The sequence below is a fragment of the Bacillus sp. SIMBA_154 genome (assembly GCF_046536015.1).
Classification (GTDB): Bacteria; Bacillota; Bacilli; order Bacillales; family Bacillaceae; genus Bacillus; species Bacillus pumilus_P.
On record NZ_JAWJBV010000003.1, the window covers coordinates 63,327 to 85,420 of the forward strand.

Consider the following 22,094-nt stretch of genomic DNA (forward strand, 5'->3'; position numbering starts at 1 on the left):
TGTTGGGTGGTATATTCTTGGTTGTCCAACTGTTTCATATAGAATGAAGTTTCATCATTGAAAGGAAGCGTAAGACCATGGCTAATGAGTTTCGCGTATGTGACGATTGTGATGCGACGAACCTGAAGACGTTATTGCCTCGACTCAAATCGGTTGACCCTGATGCAAAAATTGAGATTGGCTGTCAATCCTATTGTGGTCCAGGAAGAAAAAAGGCTTTTGCGTTTGTGAACAATCGCCCATTATCCGCACCAACAGAAGATGAGTTAATCGAAAAGGTTCAAAAAAAAGTCAAATAAATGTCACTGAATGTGTTCAGTCGACCTAAAAAAGAGGTCCGTCCCTGTCAGGTCGGGCTTTTTACGTCCGTGTAATCTTTGAGAACACATTCACCAGCAAATTCAAGGATGTTTTCGGGAAAAGTTACCCGATATAATAGAAACACGTCTTAAAAAAGAGGGACGAAACGATGGCGTATCCAAAAGGGAAATTATCTGAAGAAAAGGTATTTAAAGATCCTGTGCACCGGTATATTCACGTACGGGACGCATTAATATGGGATTTAATAGGAACTAGAGAATTTCAGCGCCTGCGACGAATTAAACAGCTAGGAACCACTTACTTGACGTTTCATGGTGCAGAACACAGCCGATTCAATCATTCACTCGGTGTATACGAGATTGTGAGACGAATTGTCGATGATGTGTTTAAAGGTCGACCTGAATGGGATGAAGGGGAGCGTGAGCTTGTACTCAGTGCCGCCTTGCTTCATGACCTCGGTCATGGTCCATTTTCTCATTCCTTTGAAAAGGTCTTCCACTTAGATCATGAATTGTTTACAAGAGATATTATTTTAGGGAAAACGGAAGTAAATGAAGTGCTTCGCCGGGTCAGTGATGATTTCCCGAAGCATGTGGCGGAAGTCATTGCCAAAACCTATCAAAACAAACAGGTTGTCAGTTTGATCTCAAGTCAAATTGATGCCGACCGAATGGACTACTTGCAGCGTGATGCCTACTATACAGGCGTCAGCTATGGCCACTTTGATATGGAGCGTATTTTGCGAGTGATGCGTCCGAGAGAAGATCAGATTGTGATGAAGCAGAGCGGGATGCATGCCGTAGAGGATTATATTATGAGCCGCTATCAAATGTACTGGCAGGTTTATTTCCACCCAGTGACACGCAGTGCGGAAGTCATTTTAACGAAAATCCTCCATCGAGCCAAAGAGCTGCATGAAACCGGCTATATGTTTACACATGCCCCTGTTCATTTTTATTCGATTTTTGAAGGGAATGTCACCACAGAGGATTATATTAAGCTGGATGAATCCATTGTCTTATTTTATTTTCAGGCGTGGGAAGACGAAGAAGATCATGTGCTGGCTGATTTGTGCCGCCGTTTTATGAACCGCCGATTGTTCCAATATACAGAGTTTAATCCAAATGAAGAAATGACGAAATATTTCAAGCTGACCGCCTTGTTCAAGGAGGCAGGCATTGATCCTGACTATTATTTAGTGGTCGACTCTTCCTCTGACTTGCCCTATGACTTCTACAGACCGGGGGAGGAAGAAGAGAGGCTGCCTATTCACCTCTTAACGCAAAGTGGTCATATTAAAGAACTGTCGAGACAGTCAGATATTGTTGACGCCATTTCCGGTAAACGAAGAACCGATCATAAACTTTATTTCCCGATGGACTTAATTGTAGATATGTCGGAAAAAGCTGAAGAAAAGAAGGCGATCATGAAGCTGCTTGGATTGGGATAAGGAAGTACTGAAAAAGGAGATGTCGGGAATTTGTTGAAAGAGCATGCAAAGTTGATGAAGGTGTTCTCTGAATCAGGGGAAATCGTTGGACGGAAAAAGCTGCAAAAAATGATTTACATAGCAAAAAAGCTAGATTTGCCTTTTTACGAGAAATACGATTTTCATTTTTATGGCCCCTATTCAGAGGAGTTGACGCTCAGAATTGAAGAGCTGTGCAACCTTGGATTCTTGGACGAAATGAAGGAAAAAAAGGGCGGATACTATCAATATCGCTATTCGCTGACGGACAATGGGAAAGAGTTTCTCGATCAGTGTGAAGTGGACATGCCTGACCTCAAAGTGCTGACGCAGCAGATGAACGAGCAATCGTCTCGTTTCCTTGAGCTCGTCTCAACGATTTTATACTTTGATGACCTGCCTCAACATGAGGTGAAGGAAAAGGTCTTCACCATTAAAAGCAAGCAGCGCTATACGGACGAAGAATTTGAGGCTGCCCTAGCTTATATCGATCAGTTGAACGAACTGAACTAATTTGACAAGAGCCCGACTTTTTGGGCTCTTTTTGTTTTGGAAGACCCAGACCAAAGCGCTATTTTTCGATAAAATGTGTGCCGGAATATCCGAAAAATTAGTGAATATGACGTGATTCGACTTTCTTCCTGTGTATCTAATTCCCTGTTTTTGACTGAATAGAAGGAAAATATCGAATTTTCAGTGAATATATAACCTTGTGAAAAAACAAATGAGGGATAGGAATGAAAAAGCGTTCAGTCTTTTTGTCATTTTTATTGGTAGGTAGTTTGTTACCGGGGGTAAGTTCAGCTTCAGCGCCAGTAGCGAGTGCAGGTCATGGGCATGATCATGGTCATGCGCCGTTCGAAACACATATTAGTGAGGGGTTGCCAAAGGCAAATGATTTTAAAGATTTGATGACAGCACCTCCAATTGAACGAGATGTCACAACAAAGGTGTTAGATGAGTCTGGTAAGCAGGTAGGCTCCAGAACCTTTAAGGCCAATACAGGAGATTCTATTTCAACAAAAGCAAGTACAGGCAGTCAGAAAGTGACAGTCTATGCAGTTGCTGATGCGCAGTATCGCGCGAAATATAGTGATTGGCAGACGCGGATTGCCAGCATCATCGAGCAAGCGGACGTCACATTTAACCGCGACCATGATGTGGACTTTGTGGTGCAAGCAGTAGGATCTTGGACGTCTTCTGGATCAAATGCAGAGCAAATTCTATCAAACCTTCAGCGTAGCTTTGATGGCAGAGGGTACGACTTTGTCACAGGATTTACAGCAAATCCAAACTTTGATGCTGGCGGAATTGCTTATGTTTACAATCGTGCACCGAGCGGAAGTGCATTCGCTGTCAACCTTGACCAAGGAACAGCGAATACAGCAAAAGCCGCTACGCATGAATACGGTCATAACTTTGGCTTGCCGCATGACCCTCAAGGCAGCGGAATTGTCTGCTTAATGAATTATGATTATTCCTACACAGTCGATTACTTCGATGCGGCTCATAAAAGTCAAGTGAACCGTAATAAAGCGTGGTACAGATAAGATAAGAGACAAAAGGACAAACACCTTATGTGCTTGTCCTTTTTTATGCTTACAGGTCGCTCATTCGCTTTCCTGCTACGGCATAGTGTTCTTTTTTCATTTCTTCAATAATGACAGAGACTTTTTCTGCACCTGCGCCTGTTGTTTCGACAACGGCATCAGTGACTTTCTCCACAAGAGCTCTTTTCTGCTCGTCAGTTCTTCCTTCAAGCATTTGAACGGTGACAATCGGCAATGCAAAAACCTCCTTTTTCCTTTAGTGCTACGCTTCCCTTTAGTTTAAGGGACTTCTTATAGTATACTGAATGAAGTAAATCATTGTATAGAAAGAAAGAGGGATACATGCCTTTGAACCAATTTCTTGTTTATCCATTAGAACTTATTCCATATGTCGCCATTACGCTTGTCGTTGCATTCACGATGCACGAGCTGGCGCATGCATATGTTGCGTATCGTTTTGGAGACCCGACAGCTAAAAATCAAGGGAGACTCACGCTAAATCCACTAAAGCATCTCGATATATTCGGGACGATCTTGATCTTTGTGGCTGGGTTTGGCTGGGCGAGACCTGTACCGGTAAACCGGTACCATTTTAAGAACCCGCGTTTAGCAGGGATTTGTGTGTCGATCGCTGGACCTTTAAGCAACTTGATCTTAGCGTTTTTGGGCTTTTTTGTGTATGTGCTTCTTCAGAAATTCGGTGGAGAGTGGATCATGCGCTTTGAGCCGGGGGTCGATTATTTCTTCCAGATTTTTATTAACTTGAACGTCATTTTGTTCCTATTTAACTTGTTGCCGATCCCACCTCTAGACGGGTATCGCATTATTGAGGACGTCGTCAGTCCTGGCATCCGCGCGAAGATGACGCAATTTGAGCAATATGGGATTATCATTTTCCTCATATTGGTCATTACGCCGCTAGGTCAGTTTGTTTTTGGTCCGTTGATCAGTATGAGAGATCAAATTATTTACTGGTTTAATTTAATTTTGAAACCGCTGCTTTAGGAGGTCTAACAAATGGAAGGTAAAAAGAAGAAACCGATTGGTTTTAATATCATTAAAAAAACAGATGCAACTGACGGTCATGGAGGTTTTGGGGCAGGCGCCCTCAGTCTTGATAATATCTCGCCAGTCATCATTGATGTAGAGGAAAAGGAAGCTGTCATTGATATTGGTGCCATGCATGCAAGAAGTGCAGTAGAAAAAGGGATTAAATTTTTGAAAACAAAAGAAGAGGTACCAAACGGAAAGCCGTATTGGCTCGTATGGGTGACCATTGACCGCAGAGAAGATGGACCTTATTATGCAGGGGTGACGGCCTGTGAAATGACCGTCGACCGTTCGATTCGCCGCGGATATAAGTCTCTTCCAGAGCATGTGAATTTTATGGATAAATCCATGAAGCGCAAAATTGTCGTCAATCATATGGATGACGTATCGAAAAAGGTGCTTGCTGATTTTTTGAAGAGTCATAATGAAGCATTATGGGAAGCATCCACAGATGAATTAAAAGAAGGATTGGCTGTCCCTGAGTAATTGTGAATTTTTTGTGAAGAATGGCTGAGGGCCACCAATTCCAGCCGTTTTTTGAGTAAACTGGTGTTAAAGCTAGGACATGGAGAATCCCGAGATGTGTATCTCGGGGTTTTTCATGTCTTTTTTGATTTCTTTACCGTTTCAGCCACTTTTCCCACCATTTTTTTGGCTTTTGATCCTGAACTGGGTCTTGCTCAGAGGATTTCTCCTCAGCACCATAGCAGACTCCTGTCGGCTCAGTTCCTTCTATAAAATAGGTAAATACCTTTGATTCACATCCTGGACCAGCAAGGTCGCCGGTTTTTGGATTGATATACACGCCTTTTACGCCGTCTGGCGGCTTAAAGGAGGAGGCTGGCTGCTGCATGAGGGCTGATTCCATAAAGGAGGCCCATATTTTTTTCGCATAGGCGGTTTCTTCGACCGAGTCAATGGTGCGCCCTTTATCATAGCCGGTCCACACACCTGTGACGAGCTGGGGTGAGAAGCCGATCATCCAGCTGTCTGCTCCTGTCGTCCCCGATTTTCCGCCATATGTTCGTGTGAGTTCCTTCATAATGGTACGTCCAGTGACACTTGTATATCCATTTAGTTGATCATTGAACATCCCTGACATCATGTCGGTGGTAACAAATGCTGCTTTTTCATCTAGGGCTTGCTCTCGTTTTTGTTTCTCCTCAAAGAGCACGTTGCCTTTTGCGTCTGTTACTTTCGTAATAAAGGTTGGCTTGACACGTTTGCCGCCATTGACAAGCATAGCGTAAGCATTGGTCATTTCAATTGGTTTGACAGGAGACGTGCCTAGGGCAAGTGAGGGCACTTGATCTAGTTTCTCGTTGATACCAAATGTTTTACCTGCACGTACAAGCTGCTCCATGCCTAAAAACAGATGGGTTTTGACGGCATAAATATTATCAGACAGCGCCAGGGCTTGGAGCATCGTAATGCCGTCATTGGCGTAATAGCCGTGATAGTTACTTGGTGAATAAGCAGCACCGCTCCCTTGATCATCCAGCTCAAAAACCGTTTCCTCACTGCGCATGACAGTTGCTGGTGTAAAACCATTTTGCAAGGCAATGTAATAGAGAAGGGGTTTCATTGTTGAACCGGGCTGTCTTTTGGCCTGTGTCACCCGATTGAATGGGCTTTTCTCATAATCTCGTCCCCCAACGAGGGCAAGCACATGTCCTGTTTGGGGATGGATGGCGGTAAAGCCGACTTGGATGTCTGAATGAGAATTCATCGTTTTTTTCAGCGTCTTTTCTGCGATTTTTTGTAACTCTGGATGTAAGGTCGTTTGTATATGAAGTCCATAGGTTTCGATCTGTTCCTCAGTTAACCCCAAGGTTTGTTTCAATTCTCTAATCACATCATCATAAAAATACGGGGCTTGCTTTGCTTGCAGCTGCTTCTGCTGCAGCGGACGATAGGACAGCTTTTCTTTTGCGGCATCAGTGGCTGCTTTTTTTGAAATCATGCCTTCCTCTTGCATCTGACTTAGAATCATGGCTTTTCTTGCCTCTGCTTTCTCCTCATTCACATAAGGAGAATAGAGGGAAGGTCCCTTTGGGATACCAGCAAGCAGGGCAGATTCGGATAGGGTCAAGTCCTTCGCCTTTTTCCCGAAATAAAGGCGGGACGCCGCCTCCACACCGTACGCTCCGTGACCATAATAAATGGTGTTCAAGTATCCTTCTAAAATCTCATCTTTTGTATAGTTTTGCTCTAAGCGGATCGTGTAATAGGCTTCATTCCACTTCCGCTTCCACGTTTTATCATGATCTAAATAGAGATTTCGTGCATATTGCTGGGTGATTGTGCTGGCACCTTGCACCTTTGCCATCGCACGAATATCGGCCACCGCAGCTCCCGCCATCCGTTTTATATCAAAGCCATGATGCTCATAAAAGGTTTTATCCTCAACAGCTACAACTGCCTGTCTGATATGAGGGGACATGTCCTTTAACGGGACCCAATATCTCTTTTCTCCAAAGCTGGATTCTCCAAGTTTTGAGCCATCTGCTGCATAAATGGTCGTGGATTGGGGAACTTGAACAGAAGGGGCACCTTGCCACTTTGCAAGTAAAAGAATCGTCAAAAAGACAGTGCCTGCAAATAGAAAGGCGAGCAAGCCAATAAAAAAGAAGGCTCGAATCGTTTTCACGGTCATGCGGATTTTTTTATTACTCATGATTGTGTCCATGCAAAGCCCCCATTTTGACGGTTTTTTATCAGTATGGAACAAAGAAAACCGTTTTAAACAAGTGATTGCATGAGTGTGCCTTGAAAGGTGAAGATATCGCATGCGGTTCTTTACAATTTGATATGAATCCACTATACTTTTTTCTTGGACAATCGATATAGTCATAGCCGATAAAAGGCGCTAACAATAGATGTTTGTTTATTATTGGATGAGAGGAAGATGGACAATGAGCGAACTTTGGTATACAGAGAAGCAAACGAAGAATTTTGGCATTACATTAAAGGTGAAGAAAACCCTTCACACAGAACAAACAGACTTTCAGCATTTAGAAATGGTGGAAACAGAAGAGTTTGGCAATATGCTGTTTTTAGACGGCATGGTGATGACATCTGAGAAAGATGAGTTTGTATACCACGAAATGGTGGCACATGTTCCTCTTTTCACTCATCCAAACCCGGAAAATGTCCTTGTCGTAGGCGGAGGAGACGGCGGTGTGATTCGTGAAATCCTCAAACACCCAAGTGTGAAAAAGGCTACGCTTGTTGATATTGACGGCAAGGTGATCGAATACTCGAAGAAATTCCTTCCTTCCATTGCTGGGAAACTAGACGATCCTCGTGTGGATGTCAAAGTGGGAGACGGCTTTATGCACATTGCGGAAGCTGACAACGAGTATGACGTCATCATGGTGGACTCAACTGAGCCAGTTGGGCCAGCTGTGAACCTGTTCTCTAAAGGATTTTACGCAGGAATTTCAAAAGCACTCAAAGAAGACGGTATTTTCGTTGCACAAACGGACAACCCTTGGTTCACACCAGAATTGATTACAAATGTACAGCGTGATGTAAAGGAAATTTTCCCGATCACAAAGCTTTACACAGCGAATATCCCAACGTATCCAAGCGGTCTTTGGACGTTTACAATCGGTTCTAAGAAATATGATCCACTTGCTGTGGAAGACAGCCGCTTCTTTGATATTGAAACAAAATATTACACAAAAGAATTGCACAAAGCGGCATTCGTTCTGCCGAAATTTGTGAGCGACTTAATGAAATAAATCATGCGAAATGGAAATGCGCAAATGACGGTTTGCGCATTTTTTGAAGCGTAAAAGGAGGAATCTTGCATGAGATTCGACGAGGCTTATTCAGGAAAAGTATTTATTGGAAGTCATCCGACATGGGAAGATGCAAAAGTCATTTTATACGGTATGCCGATGGATTGGACAGTCAGTTACCGCCCAGGCTCACGTTTTGGTCCGAACCGTATTCGTGAAGTATCCATTGGTTTAGAAGAATACAGCCCTTATTTAGATCGTGAGCTGCACGAGGTGCCATTCTTTGATGCTGGTAACATTCCACTTCCTTTTGGGAACGCACAAAAAAGCTTAGATTTAATTGAAGAGTATGTCGACAGCATTTTAGAAAAAGACAAATTTCCATTAGGAATGGGCGGCGAGCATCTTGTGTCTTGGCCGGTTTTCCGTGCAATGCATAAAAAATATCCAGATTTGGCGATCATCCATATGGATGCACATACGGATCTTCGTGAGGAATATGAGGGAGAGCCGCTTTCTCATTCCACACCCATTCGTAAAGCAGCAGGACTCATTGGACCTGAAAATGTGTTCTCTTTCGGGATCCGTTCTGGGATGAAAGAAGAGTTTGAATGGGCAAAAGAAGCGGGCATGCACATGTCTAAATTTGAAGTGCTGGAGCCCTTGAAGCAAGTATTGCCAAGGCTGAAGGGACGCCCAGTTTATGTCACGATCGACATTGATGTACTAGACCCAGCACATGCACCTGGTACAGGAACGGTTGATGCTGGCGGCATTACGTCAAAAGAGCTGCTTGCATCCATTCATGCGATTGCAGGCTCTGATGTCCAAGTAGTCGGTGCAGACCTTGTCGAGGTAGCACCTGTATATGATCACTCTGACCAAACAGCGAATACAGCGAGCAAGCTTTTACGCGAAATGCTGCTTGGGTTTGTGAAATAAACATTTTAATAGAGGAGCTTGTCATCTCATGTGGACAAGCTCTTTTTTTACATTGGGAAAAAAATAAAGGAGGCAGCTCATGGTTTCTTCTATATTGATGGTGTTACTCGCTGTATGTGTGTTAGCGGCAGGCTTTTTCACATTGAAACGAGAGCTCGCATCTGAGCCGCCAGTTTTCGCTTCGAAAAAAGAGGCAAAGGAAGAGATGGTTGGTCTGTTTCAGGATCGAGGATTTTTCTATCTCACTTGCATTGCGTTATTCATGCAGGTGGTATGTAAGCAAGCACATATCGTTCCATTTGATTTTTTCCAGGCATTTTTGGCAAGTTCAGGCATACAAGCTCTTTTTTATTTAATAAATCGAAAAGACTTGGGATTAAAGGCTGGACTCGTTATATTTGGTCAATTTCATTTTTCTCTTTTGCTAAAGTGATTTTAGAAGATCAAAAACGAAGTTTAATCCTAGTGAAGAAGAGAAATGATGGTATGATAGGCGATCGTGAATATGGTATACTATTTTAGTTAAACGGGTCTTAGCAAAGGAAGTGCAAAATGACACAAAACCAAATTTCAATTCATGTAAAGTCAGTGATGAAACCAGAGACGGAACCGGCTGAAACGATCGAATTCCGGACAACTGGAACGTACCAAGAGAAGAATGACAAAACGTATCTCACTTACCATGAAGAACATGAAATGGGTCAAGTAAAAACCGTTGTGAAAATGAGTGATAAAGAAATTTTTGTCATGAGATCAGGTGCCATTCAAATGAAGCAGCGCTTTCTCATTGGAGAAACGACCGTCACACATTACACGATGCCATTCGGTACACTTCAGCTCGATGTTCACACACATGGCATTGATCTCGATGTGGACAAGGGACTGCTGCACATTACGTACGATATGCTCACAGGTGAAGATCAAAAGCATTTACATACATTATCGATTTCGTATAAGGAGGATTTACGTTCATGAATATCGCAGAACAGGTCAAAGATGCGTTAAAAGAAGAAATCATTGCGGCAGTCGTCAAAGCAGGACTTGCTGATGAAAGCCAGGTGCCTGATGTCCTTTTGGAAGAGCCAAAAGAGAAAACGCACGGTGATTACTCCACCAACATGGCGATGCAGCTTGCCCGCATTGCGAAAAAAGCACCTCGTCAAATCGCAGAAGACATTGTCAATGCGTTTGACAAAGGGAAAGCGTCTATTGAAAAACTGGATATCGCAGGTCCAGGATTCATTAACTTTTATATGAACAATCAGTATTTAACAAAGCTCATCCCATCGGTCCTTGAGGCAAAAGAGGCATACGGCGAAACGAATACAGGCGGCGGCCAGAAGGTACAAGTCGAATTCGTTTCAGCAAACCCAACAGGTGATCTTCACCTTGGACATGCCCGCGGAGCAGCTGTAGGTGATTCTCTTTGCAACATCCTTGATAAAGCAGGGTTCGACGTGAGCCGTGAATACTATATCAACGATGCAGGGAATCAAATCAATAACCTCGCTTTATCTGTAGAAGTACGTTACTTTGAGGCGCTCGGTCTTGAAAAAGAAATGCCAGAGGACGGCTATAGAGGAGAAGACATCAAAGGCATTGGTCAAAAGCTTGCTGATGAATTTGGTGACCGTTTCGTGCACGAGCCAGAAGAAGAGCGCATGAAGTTCTTCCGTGAGTACGGATTAAAATACGAATTAGAAAAATTACGTGTAGACCTGGAGAATTTCCGTGTCCCATTTGATGTATGGTATTCTGAAACATCTTTATATGAAAACGGCAAAATTGAACCAGCGCTAGAAACGCTTCGTGAAAAAGGCTATATCTTTGAAGCAGACGGCGCGACATGGCTGCGTTCAACTGATTTTGGCGATGACAAGGACCGTGTACTGATTAAAAAAGACGGCAGCTTCACGTACTTGCTTCCAGATATCGCATATCATAAGGACAAACTGGATAGAGGCTTTGATCAGCTCATTAACATTTGGGGAGCAGACCATCATGGCTATATCCCTCGAATGAAAGCGGCCATCCAAGCCCTTGGATATCCAGCGGACAAGCTTGAAGTAGAAATCATTCAGCTTGTTCACCTATACAAAAACGGTGAAAAGATGAAGATGAGTAAGCGTACAGGAAAAGCAGTCACAATGCGTGATCTGATTGAAGAAGTAGGCTTAGATGCCACTCGTTATTTCTTTGCGATGAGAAGTGCGGCGACACATATGGACTTTGACCTAGACTTAGCGATTTCTACGTCGAACGAAAACCCTGTGTATTATGCACAATATGCGCATGCGAGAATTTGCAGTATGCTGCGTCAAGGGGAAGAAAAAGGCTATGAGCCGAACCTTGAAAAAGCAGACTTCTCTCATATCCAATCGGAAAAAGAATACGATCTTTTGAAAATCATCGGCAGCTTCCCAGAAGTCGTAGCAGAAGCCGCTGAAAAACGTATTCCGCACCGTGTGACGAACTATATTTATGACCTTGCATCAGCCCTTCACAGCTTCTACAATGCAGAGAAGGTCATTGATGTAGAAAACGAAACAAAAACGATAGCACGTCTATCACTCATGAAAGCAACACAAATTACGCTAGCCAACGCATTCAAACTAATTGGCGTATCTGCACCGGAAAAGATGTAATGCATAAAAGTCCCGCTCTACTTTAGAAGCGGGGCTTTTTATATGAAAAACCCGCTATCTTCTAAAGAAAGCGGGTTTTGAAAATTAACCAAGCGTATTAATAATGTTAGAAATAGAATCAAATAATTGGCTAAGTACATCAGAGAACATTGAGCGTAACCTCCTTCCGAAAAGCATTTAGTCTGTGTGCAAAATTGGATTAACCAAGCGTATTAATAATGTTAGAAATAGAATCGAATAGCTGGCTGAGAACATCTGAAAACATGTTTTTGCCTCCTCTCTTTTCGTTGTGACATCTACTTAACGAGGGGGATGAAGGTTTGGATCACTTTTTCTAAAAAAATGTTGAAATAGATCATGGAATAGGAAAAAGCACCTCGTTTTCGGGTGCTTTTTTGGCTTTATTTATGAATGAATGCGCAGCTTCACGTCTCCGTCTTTGCACGATAGCTGGGCGTTTCCGCCAATCGGTAAGGTGAATACAGGCTGTGTATGTCCTATATCTACATCATAGATCACCGGGATGTGTTTGAGCATTGGATGCTTGTCTAGGATGAACCTCAAATGTTCCTCTGTCATCTGAGATTTCTTTTGAAAGCGTCCGATGATCAGCCCTTTGATTGATTCTGCATGCTGCAAGATGGAGGTGAGGTCTCTGGCAAACATTTCAGGAAACACCAAGTCATCATCCTCAACAAATAAGATCGTATCCTTTACTTTCGGCATATACGAGGTCCCTTGCAGTAAGTTCAGTGTACAAAGGTTTCCGCCATACAAGGTGCCTTCAGCTGTTCCTTCGTGATATATTCCCCATTTCGTCGGATGAAACTGCCTGTTCGCTTGGTCAAGATACCACGCATCATCACTCCATTTTGTAGAAGGAGTAAGATCAAATGGCTCGCCGCTCATCACGCAGGCTTGAAACATGACTGTCTGCTCCTCTTGTCCCTGCTCCATTTGAAAGCTGGAGAAATGAGGGCCTGAGTATGTCACCATATCACATTTTGTGGTAATGGCGTTGGCGATTGCTGTGATATCACTGTAGCCGCAAAGGACTTTGGGATGCTGACGGATCAAGTCGTAATCAATATAAGGCAAAAGCTCATTGCAGTTGAAACCGCCGATTGCAGTCAAAATGCCGTCGACTTCATCATTTGAGAACGCCTCATGTAGATCAGATACGCGGTGTTCAATGGATGATGAGGAATGAAGATCACATTCAAACACGTGTTTTCCAAAAGAGACAGTAAACCCTAAAGTCTCTAAACGTTTTTTGGCTTGAGACATTCCTTCTTCTGATAAGATGCCAGCACTTCGGCTTGGGGCGATGACCCGAATATGGTCGCCTTTTTTTAAAGGAGATGGTGTATGCATAAACAAATCTTCCTTTCCTTCACATATTTCTCCATTATATCGGATCAAATGGCTCCAGTCTGTAAAAGCTAGAAGAAAGCAGTGGACCGTGCGTTTCATACAAGCTGTGCAAAGGGTATGGAAGAGAAAAAGACAGAAACGAATGAGGGCGGAGAATGTGAAAAAGAGGAGACTGGAATTTTTATTTTTATATTTCATGATATTCGGGGCATATGTGGTGTATTGGTGGCCGGTGCCAGCATGGAGCATCCAGCTTTACGCAGCGATTTATGTCGCCATTATTTTATTTAGTATCGTCTCGCTGATGCTAGAGAATCGGACATCACAGCACACATTGTTATGGATATATGTGCTGATCTTTTTCCCGATCATTGGCTATATGTTTTATTTATTCTCGGGGCAGCTTTACGTAAAAGGTCATTTGTTCAAATCGAAGAGAATGTATAACCGTGAAAAATTACGCAGAATATCAGAGCTTGAGAGCAAGCCGGATGAAACACGTTTAACCGAGAATCAGCGTACTTTTTTTCATTACACAGAAAAAGCGACAGGAATGCATGTGAATACAAATAGTGATATGGACATTTTAAAGAATGGAGAGGAAACCTTTCCGCGGATTTTTGAAGAGTTGAAAAAGGCAAAAACGTTCATTCATATTGAATATTACATGTTTAAATCTGATTTCCTTGGTCACCAAATGATGGACATTCTCATTGAAAAAGTGAAAGAAGGGGTAGAGGTTCGCTTTATCTATGATGCGGCGGGCAGCATTCGCTTCTCCCGAAAAGATATTAAACGATTAAAGCAGGCAGGTGTAAACATCGCTCCCTTTCTGCCTTTAAAATATGGATTCTTTAATCAAAAATTCAATTTCCGAAATCACCGGAAAATCGTGATTATTGATGGGGAAACGGGATTTGTCGGCGGGTTAAATGTCGGGAAAGAATATGTAGGGCGGGATGAAAGCATCGGCTTTTGGCGTGATACGCATGCGATGTTAAAGGGTGAAGCTGTTCAAACCCTGCACTCCGTTTTCATGCTGGACTGGGAGTATGTATCAGATGAAGTGTTAATTGATGATCCGAAGTATCATACGCCGCACCCTGTGACAGGAGAGGATGTCATTCAGGTTGTACCAACTGGACCTGATATGAAGGAAAGTATGAGTGATTTATATGATGCACTCATTTCAAATGCGAAACAATTTGTCTGGATTGCTACACCGTATTTTGTGCCAAATGAGTCGATCCGCACAGCGTTAAAAATCGCTGCCACTAGAGGGGTGGATGTGCGTGTGATGGTACCGGAAACAAATGACGGCTTTCTCACACAATACGCCACACGCTCCTATTTTGCTGAGCTTCTGAAAGAGGGCATCAAGGTGTATCATTATCAAAAAGGTTTCATGCATCAAAAGGTCATGATCGCAGATGGAGAACTTGCCTCTGTCGGTACCGCCAATGTGGATATGAGAAGCTTTCAGCTCAATTTTGAGGTCAATGTCTTTACAGCGGCGAAAAAGCCAATCGAGCAATTGATGGCCCATTATGAGGAAGATATGAAAGAATGTGAGCAAATGGGACCCGTTCATTTTTATAAAAGAGGCTTAAAAGAGCGTTTGAAGGAATCGTTTGCCCGGTTGTTTTCAGGTGTGTTGTGAGGCTTACCAATGGAAGAAATCATTTCCTCATCTAGTATTTTCATGAGGATTCCTCTATAATTGAAAATGATTATCAATTATAGAGGAAATGAGGTTCTTTTACATATGCTAAAACGCTTTTTCGCCTATTACAGGCCCTATCGAGGTCTGTTCTTTTTAGATTTCTTTTGTGCTGTCGCAGTTGGATTAATGGAACTAGGGTTTCCGCTCATCGTGAACTACTTCATTGATACATTATTGCCGTCAGGGAACTGGACGGTCATTGGCTGGACCGCACTTGCTCTTTTTGTCATTTATGCACTCAGCTCGGTGATGCAATTTATTGTGTCGTACTGGGGGCACATGCTGGGCATCAATATTGAAACAGATATGAGGAAGAAGCTATTTGATCACTTTCAGCGTCTGTCATTTAAATTCTTTGATAACAACAAAACGGGTAAGCTCATGTCACGGATGACCAACGACCTCATGTACATTGGAGAGGTGGCGCATCATGGGCCTGAAGATTTGTTTATTGCGATTATAACGATTCTTGGCGCCTTTGCTGTCATGCTGATGATTAACTGGCAGCTTGCCATTTTAACCTTCCTGATCATGCCTGTCATCATCTGGCTTGCGCTTTATTTTAATAAGAAGATGACAAAGGCCATTACACAGCTGAACAATGATATTGGAGACTTTCATGCAAGGGTTGAAAACAACATCGGCGGCATCCGTCTTGTTCAAGCCTTTGCGAATGAACATTTTGAGAAAAAACGCTTTGCTGAAAACAACAACCGTTTTCGAAAAGCGAAGCTTCTTTCTTATAAAATCATGTCGGTCAATGGATCGATTAGTTATATTTTAACTCGGCTTGTGACGCTGTTTGTCCTTCTGGCAGGTACATGGTTTGTCCTGCAAGGTCAATTGAGTGCAGGTGGATTTATCGCCTTTGTTCTGATCACAAACGTTTTATTTAGACCGATAGATAAAATCAACACGGTGATTGAAATGTATCCAAAAGGAATTGCCGGTTTTAAAAGCTATGTCGATTTACTTGAAACAGAGCCGGATGTGAAGGATACAGAAGGAGCACGTGATGTGTTCGGACTGCAAGGTGAAATTGAATATCGAAACGTGACGTTTGGCTACGATGAGCACAGTCAAGTGTTGAAGGATATCAATTTGAAGATCAAGCAAGGAGAAACCGTTGCATTTGTAGGGCCTTCAGGAGCAGGAAAATCGACCATTTGCAGTTTGCTGCCTCGTTTTTATGATGTGGATGAAGGAGAGATCACGATTGATGGAGTGAGCACAAAATCCATGACCTTGTCTTCTTTAAGACAGCAGATCGGCATTGTGCAGCAGGATGTCTTTTTATTCTCAGGCACCATTCGTGAAAACATTGCGTACGGCAATCTAGAAGCGAGTGATGCAGAGATTTGGGAGGCCGTACGACGTGCACATTTAGAGGAACTCGTTCAGCGTTTCCCAGAAGGGTTAAATACCGTCATTGGCGAACGTGGCGTCAAACTGTCAGGCGGTCAAAAGCAGCGCTTGTCGATTGCACGGATGTTCCTGAAAAACCCGTCCATTCTTATTTTAGATGAAGCGACGTCAGCACTTGATACAGAAACAGAAAAAGCGATACAGGATGCTCTGAGCGAACTGGCTGCCGGCCGGACAACACTTGTCATCGCTCACCGGCTTGCGACGATTAAACACGCAGACCGTATCATCGTCGTGACGGAGGAAGGCATCCAAGAACAAGGCCGCCACCAAGACTTAATCCAAATGGGCGGCGTATACAGCAGACTGCATGAAGCGCAGTTTGGTCATTAAAGAGAAAGCCCTTTTGTCTTCTTTTTCAGCGTGATAGAAAACCTTTGAAGTCTAGGAAGGACGAGCACTGGAGCGGAGCGAATTAACATTTGTGAGCACCAGCGCGCAGGACTGATACCGAATGCGAGGGTTTGTCTACATGCTAAACACCCTAACATTAGTTAGGGTGTTTTGATGTGCTTGTACATTATTCATGAGCAGGAGCAATTTTGGCTACTGCCGCACCACAAAGCAGCATGAATATGAATAAAGTGGAAGGCTTAATTGTTAAGCCCCGCCCCGCCCCGCCTAGATATAACAATGCTATCAGTCTATTTCCCTAATATTGTTTTTTTCACATAGGAAGATATGACAGAAAATTTCTTTTTTGATTGCGGTGTCCGCAAGAGTTTTGGAAACTTTTCTATTTTAGGTAATTTATGTAGATTTCCTCGGTTATTTATGTGATATTTGCCATGAACAAAATAATTAATAGAGAGGGAGTTTTATCTTGAAGTTAAAAATTATGATCATGGCGTTAGTTTCTGTTTTGGTTTTATCGGTTGCACCAAATGCTTCAGCTTACGAAAATAATGTGAAGGAACCTGAAAGAGTCTATAAGGTTAAGACTGATGATCAAACAAGCTTGGATGCTGAGCAGCAAAAAATGATTGATGCTGTTCAGCCGTATGTTTCTGTTGGTAAAGATGGTTTGTTGTCTTTGAATAATGTGCCAAATTCTTTATATGAGAAATATAGTTTAGATCAATTGGAAGGACATTTTGCTCAATTGAATAATGATGTAAAAAATGGTAAAATCACCATAGAAAAAGATTTGAGTATTACTCCACTTACTTTGTCTACATCTGTTAATTACGCTAAATGGACTTATAACTGGTGGGGGTATGATCGGAAATTCAACAATCAAGCTTCTAAAAGCTATCAAAATTGGTTGTATAGTGCAGCTGGTGGTGGAGCTATTGTTGGAGGATTGTTTTTTTGGGTTCCACCTGTAGCTTCAATTGGTGCTGTATCGGCTGGTTATTGGTCTTTACTTGCTGTTAGAATCGGAGCAAAAAATAAAGGTAAAGGTGTCTATGTAGGTGTCACTTGGGTTGCGGCATTTAGAGTTGATACCCTCAAATAATATAAAGGTGATGATCTTATGCTGACTGTAATATCGGTATTGATGATTTTAACTGGTGTTTCTTATTTTGTTGTTTATATGCAAAAACGTAAGAATAATAAGGAAAAAGAGATGGGATATAAAATTGTTTTTCTCGTTGTTTTCTTTTTACTGAGTGTGCCATTCATCAATATGGTCATCACTGGATAAAGATGAAGAGCCTGTTCTTTTGTTGAAAAATTTCTATTTTGCTTGCGGTGTCCGCAAGCATTTTTTTATTTTTCAGTACTTCATTTTGACGGATTTTTTTGTGATAAAATCCGGTCACTGTGGAGGTGATTCATGTGAAGGTAGAAGTAGTAATCAATCTATTTGAGATAGGACTGCTCATTCTAGGGGTATCATCAGGTTTACTGTTAATTAAAGCCAATGAGGAACGAAAACAAAAAAGAAGGGGCTAGGCTGCTTTTTCTTTTTTGAGTAAGGCGCTTGACGGAAATCGAGAGTTTTTAACACTCACAGAGGTTAATTTCAAAATTCCAGTTGAGATCGCTCAGATTTTATTCTGATCGCTTTTATTTTTGTTCAGGTATATAAGTGTAGGGGTAGTGTGTCAAAAACGCTTATAAGGGCTTTAAAAGTGTTTTTTCGTTTTGGCTGCTGAAATCAGCTTGAAAATCTGTTTGCGAGATACCGAAAATTTTCAAAATTGGAACGCTAATAGGTTTTAGACGTATTTTATATGCTAGGATTTAACATAAAACGGCAAAAAATGAGGGGGATGTATAAATGGTAGCTGTATCTTCAGCGGAGATCGGTCAGAAGATTAACGAATGGTATCAACATATCAAAAGGCTGAATGTAACAGATGCGGAAATGCTTCGGAGTGAGATCAGAAGGGATTTAGATGTTATGGAGGAAGATGAACAAGCTGTTCTTTATTTTCAGCTTATGGAATTCCGCCACGAACAAATGCTTGAATACATGAATCTAGGGTCTCGGAACAAAGCGGAATACCTGCGATCGGTTGAAGTGCAAGGGCGAAAGTTTACTGGAATCCTGGAATACTATTTTAATTTTTTCAAAGGGATGTATGAGTTTTCGCAAGGTGATTACATTACTGCGATTACTTTTTATCGCCAGGCAGAAAAACGGTTGGATCGAGTGGCGGATGAAGTTGAAAGAGCAGAGTTTTACTTCAAGATGGCAGAGATTTTCTATCACATGAAGCAAACTCAAATGTCTATGTATTACATCATGTTAGCTCTTGATACATATAAGGCGCACCCGACTTATCTTGTCCGAGAAATCCAGTCTCGCTTTGTTGTTTCTGGAAATTATGTTGATCTGAACAGTGCAGAAAAGTCACTTCCGCATTTAAACAAAGCATTAGAAAAATCACATGCAATTAAGGATGAACTGATGATTGGTATAAGTTTGATGAACTTGGGTCACTGTTACTCTAGTATGGAAAAATATCAATTGGCATTAGATCATCTGGAGGAGGCTGAATTTTATTTAAAAAGTCATTCCCACATACGAGCAGTTCTTTATCAGCAAGCCCTAATCCATTTTAAATTGGGTATCGATGAATTGGGCAAGGAATATTTGCAGCGTGGCATAGATTATCTGAAATCAAATCCTGATCAATTATTCGAATCTTTGTACGATTTCCTTGTAAACCTATATTTAAAGCCACTTAATCTTGATGATCTCAAGGATATTTTGAAGCGATTTGGCAACATTAGGGGTTATCCATATTTAGAAGAACTGGCATTAGAGTCCGCAGAATTTTATACTAAGTGTGGGCGTATGGAGGAATCTGTATATTTATATCAGCAAATGGTGTACGCTCAAAAACAAATTCGAAGGGGCGACTGTTTGTATGAATATTAGAAAAAGCTTTGTTTTAGCTGGTCTTGCGATCATGATGTTGGTTGGTGGTTCATATCTGAATCACACCGAGACTGCTATGGAGTTGGCTATTCGATTTGGTACATGAAAAAAGACAGACCTTTTGGGTCTGAGCCCTTTTGATAAAGGGCTTTTTTTGTTAGGATAGAAAAAACTCGTGTAGGAGGGATCTGATGGAATGAAGGGGCTTCGGCGATTACAAAAGGGCGATAAGATCGGTATTTTTTCACCTTCAAGTCCTGCATCAGCGACCTCGCCTCTTAGGTATCAGCGGGCGAAGAAGTGGCTTGAGCAAAAAGGATTCATTGTGGTACCAGGATCATTAACAGGAAAAGAGAATCACTATCGTTCAGGTTCAATTCAAGAACGAGCGGATGAACTGAATGAGCTTATGGCTAGGGAAGACTTAGCGTGTGTCATGTCAATGATTGGCGGGACAAATTCAAATAGTTTGCTGCCTTATCTTGATTTTGAGTTGCTGAATCAACATCCGAAGATCATGATCGGTTATTCGGATGCGACAGCGATTCTTTTAGCCGCCTACGAAAAAACGGGACTGCCTGTTTTCTACGGACCGGCGCTTGTCCCATCTTTTGGAGAGTTTGAACCGTTCGTCGCTTATACATATCAGTCGTTCGAAGACATCCTGATGCAGCCTCAACCCATTCCTTATCAGATCAAAAAACCACCCTTTTGGACGGATGAACGAATCAATTGGGAAGAAAAGACACGTGATAAAAAGCAGCGTCCAAACGATTGGCTGTGCGTCATAGAAGGACAGGCAGAAGGCAGGTTGATCGGCGGGAACCTGAATGCAATGTACGGTATATGGGGCAGTGAGTACATGCCGGCAATCCAAAAGGGAGACATTCTTCTCATTGAAGATTGCATGAAAACCGCTTCGGTTGTAGAAAAAAACTTCTCTTTATTGAAAGTAAATGGAGTGTTTGAGCGGGTATCAGGTATTCTTTTGGGAAAACATGAGCTGTTTGTTGATGAGGGAACGGGAAAAGAACCTTACGAGATTTTACTTGAGGTGCTAGGAGAGACAAAGAGACCGCTCATAGCAGATTTTGACTGTGCCCACACACACCCGATGCTTACGATGCCAATCGGGGCACAAGTGAAAATGGATGCAGCTTCAAAACAAGTTTGGTTAACAAAAGAGTGGATATAACAAAAGAGCGGCCTGATGGCTGCTCTTTTTTATGAAACCTTCTCTTTTTCAAATGGCTGCAAGAGATCTTGCGCTTTTTTTCCCTCTACGACAATTAAGTAGTCAGATTCTAAATGAGTGAGCCTGAAGGTTTCAAGCTCTACGATGTTTTTAATGTTGCACATTGTTTTTTTAGAATACACATATAAACGATGCTGAGCCTGATGGCACTTTTCATATAGAGACATAAGCTTATGTAAATTCAATGCTTTCGCAGCGATTCGGATTGAATAGATTTGAGACATCTTCATATCCTCCTGTTAATTACTTTCTCACAATAGCTTTGTTACCCCTGTTTGCACAGGGATAAACCTTTCTCTATGATTTCCACTCGATGGTTCCTCCGCCCGTTCGCCGATTCCCTCTAATCGCAGACAGCTCTTCGACAAGGCGGAGCAGGGCTTGATCCTTTAGCTTCGCCTCAATCATAAAATCTGCATCGCGCCCATAAGGCTTTAATGCTTGAAAAAGCGGTAAGACAAAGGACATATCCACTCCATCCGCATGGCTGCGTATCGCCTTTTCTGATTTTGGTGAGGACAAATGGATTTTAGGCGGAATGCCAGTGTTGGTCCAAGTGTCGAACATTCTTGGCAGGATGTCATCAAGCGCGGCATCGTCATCTTTGTTGGCCACATGATGATGGTAATCAAAAACAAACGGAATGTCGTGTTTTTCGCATACATCGAGTGTTTCTAACGACGTATACGTTTTGTCATCATTCTCAAGAGTCGTTCTCGCCTTAATATGAGCCGGGAGCTGTTTTATATTTTCATCAAAGCGGTGAAGAGCCGATGCCTTATCTCCATATGCACCGCCTACATGAATATTCATATAGCCTTCCTTTTCGAGCTTCATCGCCTCAAGCATCTGATAATGATACGTCATATCGATCACGGCATTCTCTGTGATCGAAGGCTTTGGGCTTGTAAACAAGGTAAATTGATTGGGGTGAAAGCTCACTCGTAACCCGTGCCGTTTAACCAACTCGCCAATCTCAAGAAACTCCTTACGAAAGGGTGTCACAAAATCCCAGCGAACATCAGGATGGGTTGCCAGCGGAACAATCGAGCTGGAAAAACGGTAAAGCGGAATATCATGAGCAATCGCAAAATAAAGCGTTCTTAACGTATTGACGAGATTGGCCTTCGTAGTTCGCAGTAAAGCCTCTTCTCTTTCTTCCTTTGAGAGCTTGCTGTATCTTGCAAAAGTCAGCGACTTGGCAGGAGAAGCTTCCCACAGGGTGACGGCATTGGAAACATAACCAAATCGATAACGCATA

The 22,094-nt window shown here is 42.4% G+C and carries 22 protein-coding genes; 17 read left to right on the forward strand and 5 right to left on the reverse strand.

The window, feature by feature from the left end:
- Nucleotides 1-77 precede the first annotated feature (77 nt).
- The 4 genes from R0K30_RS06785 to R0K30_RS06800 all read left to right on the forward strand — a co-directional run bounded on the left by R0K30_RS06785 (nt 78) and on the right by R0K30_RS06800 (nt 3,339).
- Nucleotides 78-299, forward strand: coding sequence for a YuzB family protein (locus tag R0K30_RS06785; protein WP_230030598.1), 222 nt, complete (start codon nt 78-80; stop codon nt 297-299).
- A gap of 170 nt (nt 300-469) precedes the next feature.
- Nucleotides 470-1,771: an HD domain-containing protein gene (locus R0K30_RS06790; protein WP_099726545.1), complete on the forward strand. Its 1,302-nt coding sequence runs from the start codon at nt 470-472 to the stop codon at nt 1,769-1,771.
- A 30-nt stretch (nt 1,772-1,801) separates the two neighbouring features.
- Nucleotides 1,802-2,302, forward strand: a complete 501-nt coding sequence (locus R0K30_RS06795; protein WP_410609765.1) for a YwgA family protein — start codon at nt 1,802-1,804, stop codon at nt 2,300-2,302.
- A 224-nt stretch (nt 2,303-2,526) separates the two neighbouring features.
- Nucleotides 2,527-3,339 (forward strand): zinc-dependent metalloprotease, encoded by an 813-nt coding sequence (locus R0K30_RS06800; RefSeq protein ID WP_099726543.1) that lies wholly within the window; start codon nt 2,527-2,529, stop codon nt 3,337-3,339.
- 49 nt (nt 3,340-3,388) lie between these two features.
- Here R0K30_RS06800 and R0K30_RS06805 read toward each other — a convergent pair whose 3' ends face one another.
- The gene (locus tag R0K30_RS06805) at nt 3,389-3,574 is read right to left on the reverse strand and encodes a 2-hydroxymuconate tautomerase (protein WP_003214939.1); all 186 of its coding nucleotides are present in this window, start codon (nt 3,572-3,574) and stop codon (nt 3,389-3,391) included.
- 113 nt (nt 3,575-3,687) lie between these two features.
- On the opposite strand from R0K30_RS06805, the gene R0K30_RS06810 reads away from it, so the two are divergent.
- Both R0K30_RS06810 and R0K30_RS06815 read left to right on the forward strand, forming a co-directional pair.
- Nucleotides 3,688-4,344: a site-2 protease family protein gene (locus R0K30_RS06810; protein ID WP_410610099.1), complete on the forward strand. Its 657-nt coding sequence runs from the start codon at nt 3,688-3,690 to the stop codon at nt 4,342-4,344.
- A 12-nt stretch (nt 4,345-4,356) separates the two neighbouring features.
- A complete protein-coding gene (locus R0K30_RS06815) occupies nt 4,357-4,875 on the forward strand; it encodes a YwhD family protein (protein WP_099726541.1) in 519 nt (172 codons plus the stop codon).
- Nucleotides 4,876-5,008: 133 nt separating this feature from the next.
- On the opposite strand, the gene R0K30_RS06820 is transcribed toward R0K30_RS06815, so the two are convergent.
- Entirely contained in the window at nt 5,009-7,078 is a 2,070-nt protein-coding gene (locus R0K30_RS06820) for a transglycosylase domain-containing protein (RefSeq protein ID WP_410609768.1), read from the reverse strand.
- A gap of 226 nt (nt 7,079-7,304) precedes the next feature.
- On the opposite strand from R0K30_RS06820, the gene speE reads away from it, so the two are divergent.
- The 5 genes from speE (at nt 7,305) to argS (ending at nt 11,722) form a co-directional block, all read left to right on the forward strand.
- A complete protein-coding gene (gene speE / locus R0K30_RS06825; protein WP_099726539.1) occupies nt 7,305-8,135 on the forward strand; it encodes a spermidine synthase in 831 nt (276 codons plus the stop codon).
- A gap of 69 nt (nt 8,136-8,204) precedes the next feature.
- Entirely contained in the window at nt 8,205-9,077 is an 873-nt protein-coding gene (speB, locus tag R0K30_RS06830; RefSeq protein WP_410609770.1) for an agmatinase, read from the forward strand.
- A gap of 79 nt (nt 9,078-9,156) precedes the next feature.
- Nucleotides 9,157-9,510, forward strand: coding sequence for a hypothetical protein (locus R0K30_RS06835; protein ID WP_099726537.1), 354 nt, complete (start codon nt 9,157-9,159; stop codon nt 9,508-9,510).
- A gap of 119 nt (nt 9,511-9,629) precedes the next feature.
- Nucleotides 9,630-10,052, forward strand: coding sequence for a YwiB family protein (locus tag R0K30_RS06840; RefSeq protein ID WP_099726536.1), 423 nt, complete (start codon nt 9,630-9,632; stop codon nt 10,050-10,052).
- Entirely contained in the window at nt 10,049-11,722 is a 1,674-nt protein-coding gene (argS, locus tag R0K30_RS06845) for an arginine--tRNA ligase (RefSeq protein ID WP_099726535.1), read from the forward strand. The genes R0K30_RS06840 and argS overlap by 4 nt, the downstream gene beginning before the upstream one ends.
- 405 nt (nt 11,723-12,127) lie before the next feature.
- Here argS and R0K30_RS06850 read toward each other — a convergent pair whose 3' ends face one another.
- Nucleotides 12,128-13,096, reverse strand: a complete 969-nt coding sequence (locus R0K30_RS06850) for a S66 family peptidase (RefSeq protein WP_327924205.1) — start codon at nt 13,094-13,096, stop codon at nt 12,128-12,130.
- A 157-nt stretch (nt 13,097-13,253) separates the two neighbouring features.
- On the opposite strand from R0K30_RS06850, the gene cls reads away from it, so the two are divergent.
- From cls to R0K30_RS06880, 6 genes are all read left to right on the forward strand, one after another.
- The gene (cls, locus tag R0K30_RS06855) at nt 13,254-14,756 is read left to right on the forward strand and encodes a cardiolipin synthase (RefSeq protein ID WP_257213618.1); all 1,503 of its coding nucleotides are present in this window, start codon (nt 13,254-13,256) and stop codon (nt 14,754-14,756) included.
- Between the two features lie 105 nt (nt 14,757-14,861).
- Nucleotides 14,862-16,577 (forward strand): ABC transporter ATP-binding protein, encoded by a 1,716-nt coding sequence (locus R0K30_RS06860; protein ID WP_099726565.1) that lies wholly within the window; start codon nt 14,862-14,864, stop codon nt 16,575-16,577.
- Between the two features lie 490 nt (nt 16,578-17,067).
- The gene (locus tag R0K30_RS06865) at nt 17,068-17,703 is read left to right on the forward strand and encodes a hypothetical protein (protein ID WP_410609774.1); all 636 of its coding nucleotides are present in this window, start codon (nt 17,068-17,070) and stop codon (nt 17,701-17,703) included.
- An 18-nt stretch (nt 17,704-17,721) separates the two neighbouring features.
- Nucleotides 17,722-17,892 carry a hypothetical protein gene (locus tag R0K30_RS06870; protein ID WP_410609776.1) on the forward strand — a complete coding sequence of 57 codons (171 nt, stop codon included), beginning with the start codon at nt 17,722-17,724 and terminating at the stop codon, nt 17,890-17,892.
- Between the two features lie 579 nt (nt 17,893-18,471).
- A complete protein-coding gene (locus tag R0K30_RS06875) occupies nt 18,472-19,578 on the forward strand; it encodes a response regulator aspartate phosphatase (RefSeq protein ID WP_410609778.1) in 1,107 nt (368 codons plus the stop codon).
- Between the two features lie 196 nt (nt 19,579-19,774).
- Complete coding sequence (locus tag R0K30_RS06880) at nt 19,775-20,773, forward strand: S66 family peptidase (protein ID WP_410609780.1); 999 nt, start codon at nt 19,775-19,777, stop codon at nt 20,771-20,773.
- A 29-nt stretch (nt 20,774-20,802) separates the two neighbouring features.
- On the opposite strand, the gene R0K30_RS06885 is transcribed toward R0K30_RS06880, so the two are convergent.
- Complete coding sequence (locus R0K30_RS06885; protein WP_410609781.1) at nt 20,803-21,057, reverse strand: general stress protein; 255 nt, start codon at nt 21,055-21,057, stop codon at nt 20,803-20,805.
- A gap of 73 nt (nt 21,058-21,130) precedes the next feature.
- Entirely contained in the window at nt 21,131-22,093 is a 963-nt protein-coding gene (gene uvsE, locus R0K30_RS06890) for a UV DNA damage repair endonuclease UvsE (RefSeq protein WP_410609783.1), read from the reverse strand.
- Nucleotide 22,094: the final 1 nt, after the last annotated feature.

Coding starts and splice junctions, on each gene's coding strand:
- R0K30_RS06785 (WP_230030598.1), top strand. CDS start 78: ATGGCTAATGAGTTTCGCGTATGTGACGATTGTGATGCGACGAACCTG.
- uvsE (WP_410609783.1), bottom strand. CDS start 22,093: ATGCGTTATCGATTTGGTTATGTTTCCAATGCCGTCACCCTGTGGGAA.
- R0K30_RS06870 (WP_410609776.1), top strand. CDS start 17,722: ATGCTGACTGTAATATCGGTATTGATGATTTTAACTGGTGTTTCTTAT.
- R0K30_RS06790 (WP_099726545.1), top strand. CDS start 470: ATGGCGTATCCAAAAGGGAAATTATCTGAAGAAAAGGTATTTAAAGAT.
- speB (WP_410609770.1), top strand. CDS start 8,205: ATGAGATTCGACGAGGCTTATTCAGGAAAAGTATTTATTGGAAGTCAT.
- R0K30_RS06800 (WP_099726543.1), top strand. CDS start 2,527: ATGAAAAAGCGTTCAGTCTTTTTGTCATTTTTATTGGTAGGTAGTTTG.
- R0K30_RS06820 (WP_410609768.1), bottom strand. CDS start 7,078: ATGGACACAATCATGAGTAATAAAAAAATCCGCATGACCGTGAAAACG.
- R0K30_RS06860 (WP_099726565.1), top strand. CDS start 14,862: ATGCTAAAACGCTTTTTCGCCTATTACAGGCCCTATCGAGGTCTGTTC.
- argS (WP_099726535.1), top strand. CDS start 10,049: ATGAATATCGCAGAACAGGTCAAAGATGCGTTAAAAGAAGAAATCATT.
- speE (WP_099726539.1), top strand. CDS start 7,305: ATGAGCGAACTTTGGTATACAGAGAAGCAAACGAAGAATTTTGGCATT.
- R0K30_RS06840 (WP_099726536.1), top strand. CDS start 9,630: ATGACACAAAACCAAATTTCAATTCATGTAAAGTCAGTGATGAAACCA.
- R0K30_RS06885 (WP_410609781.1), bottom strand. CDS start 21,057: ATGTCTCAAATCTATTCAATCCGAATCGCTGCGAAAGCATTGAATTTA.
- R0K30_RS06875 (WP_410609778.1), top strand. CDS start 18,472: ATGGTAGCTGTATCTTCAGCGGAGATCGGTCAGAAGATTAACGAATGG.
- R0K30_RS06815 (WP_099726541.1), top strand. CDS start 4,357: ATGGAAGGTAAAAAGAAGAAACCGATTGGTTTTAATATCATTAAAAAA.
- R0K30_RS06835 (WP_099726537.1), top strand. CDS start 9,157: ATGGTTTCTTCTATATTGATGGTGTTACTCGCTGTATGTGTGTTAGCG.
- R0K30_RS06880 (WP_410609780.1), top strand. CDS start 19,775: ATGAAGGGGCTTCGGCGATTACAAAAGGGCGATAAGATCGGTATTTTT.
- R0K30_RS06850 (WP_327924205.1), bottom strand. CDS start 13,096: ATGCATACACCATCTCCTTTAAAAAAAGGCGACCATATTCGGGTCATC.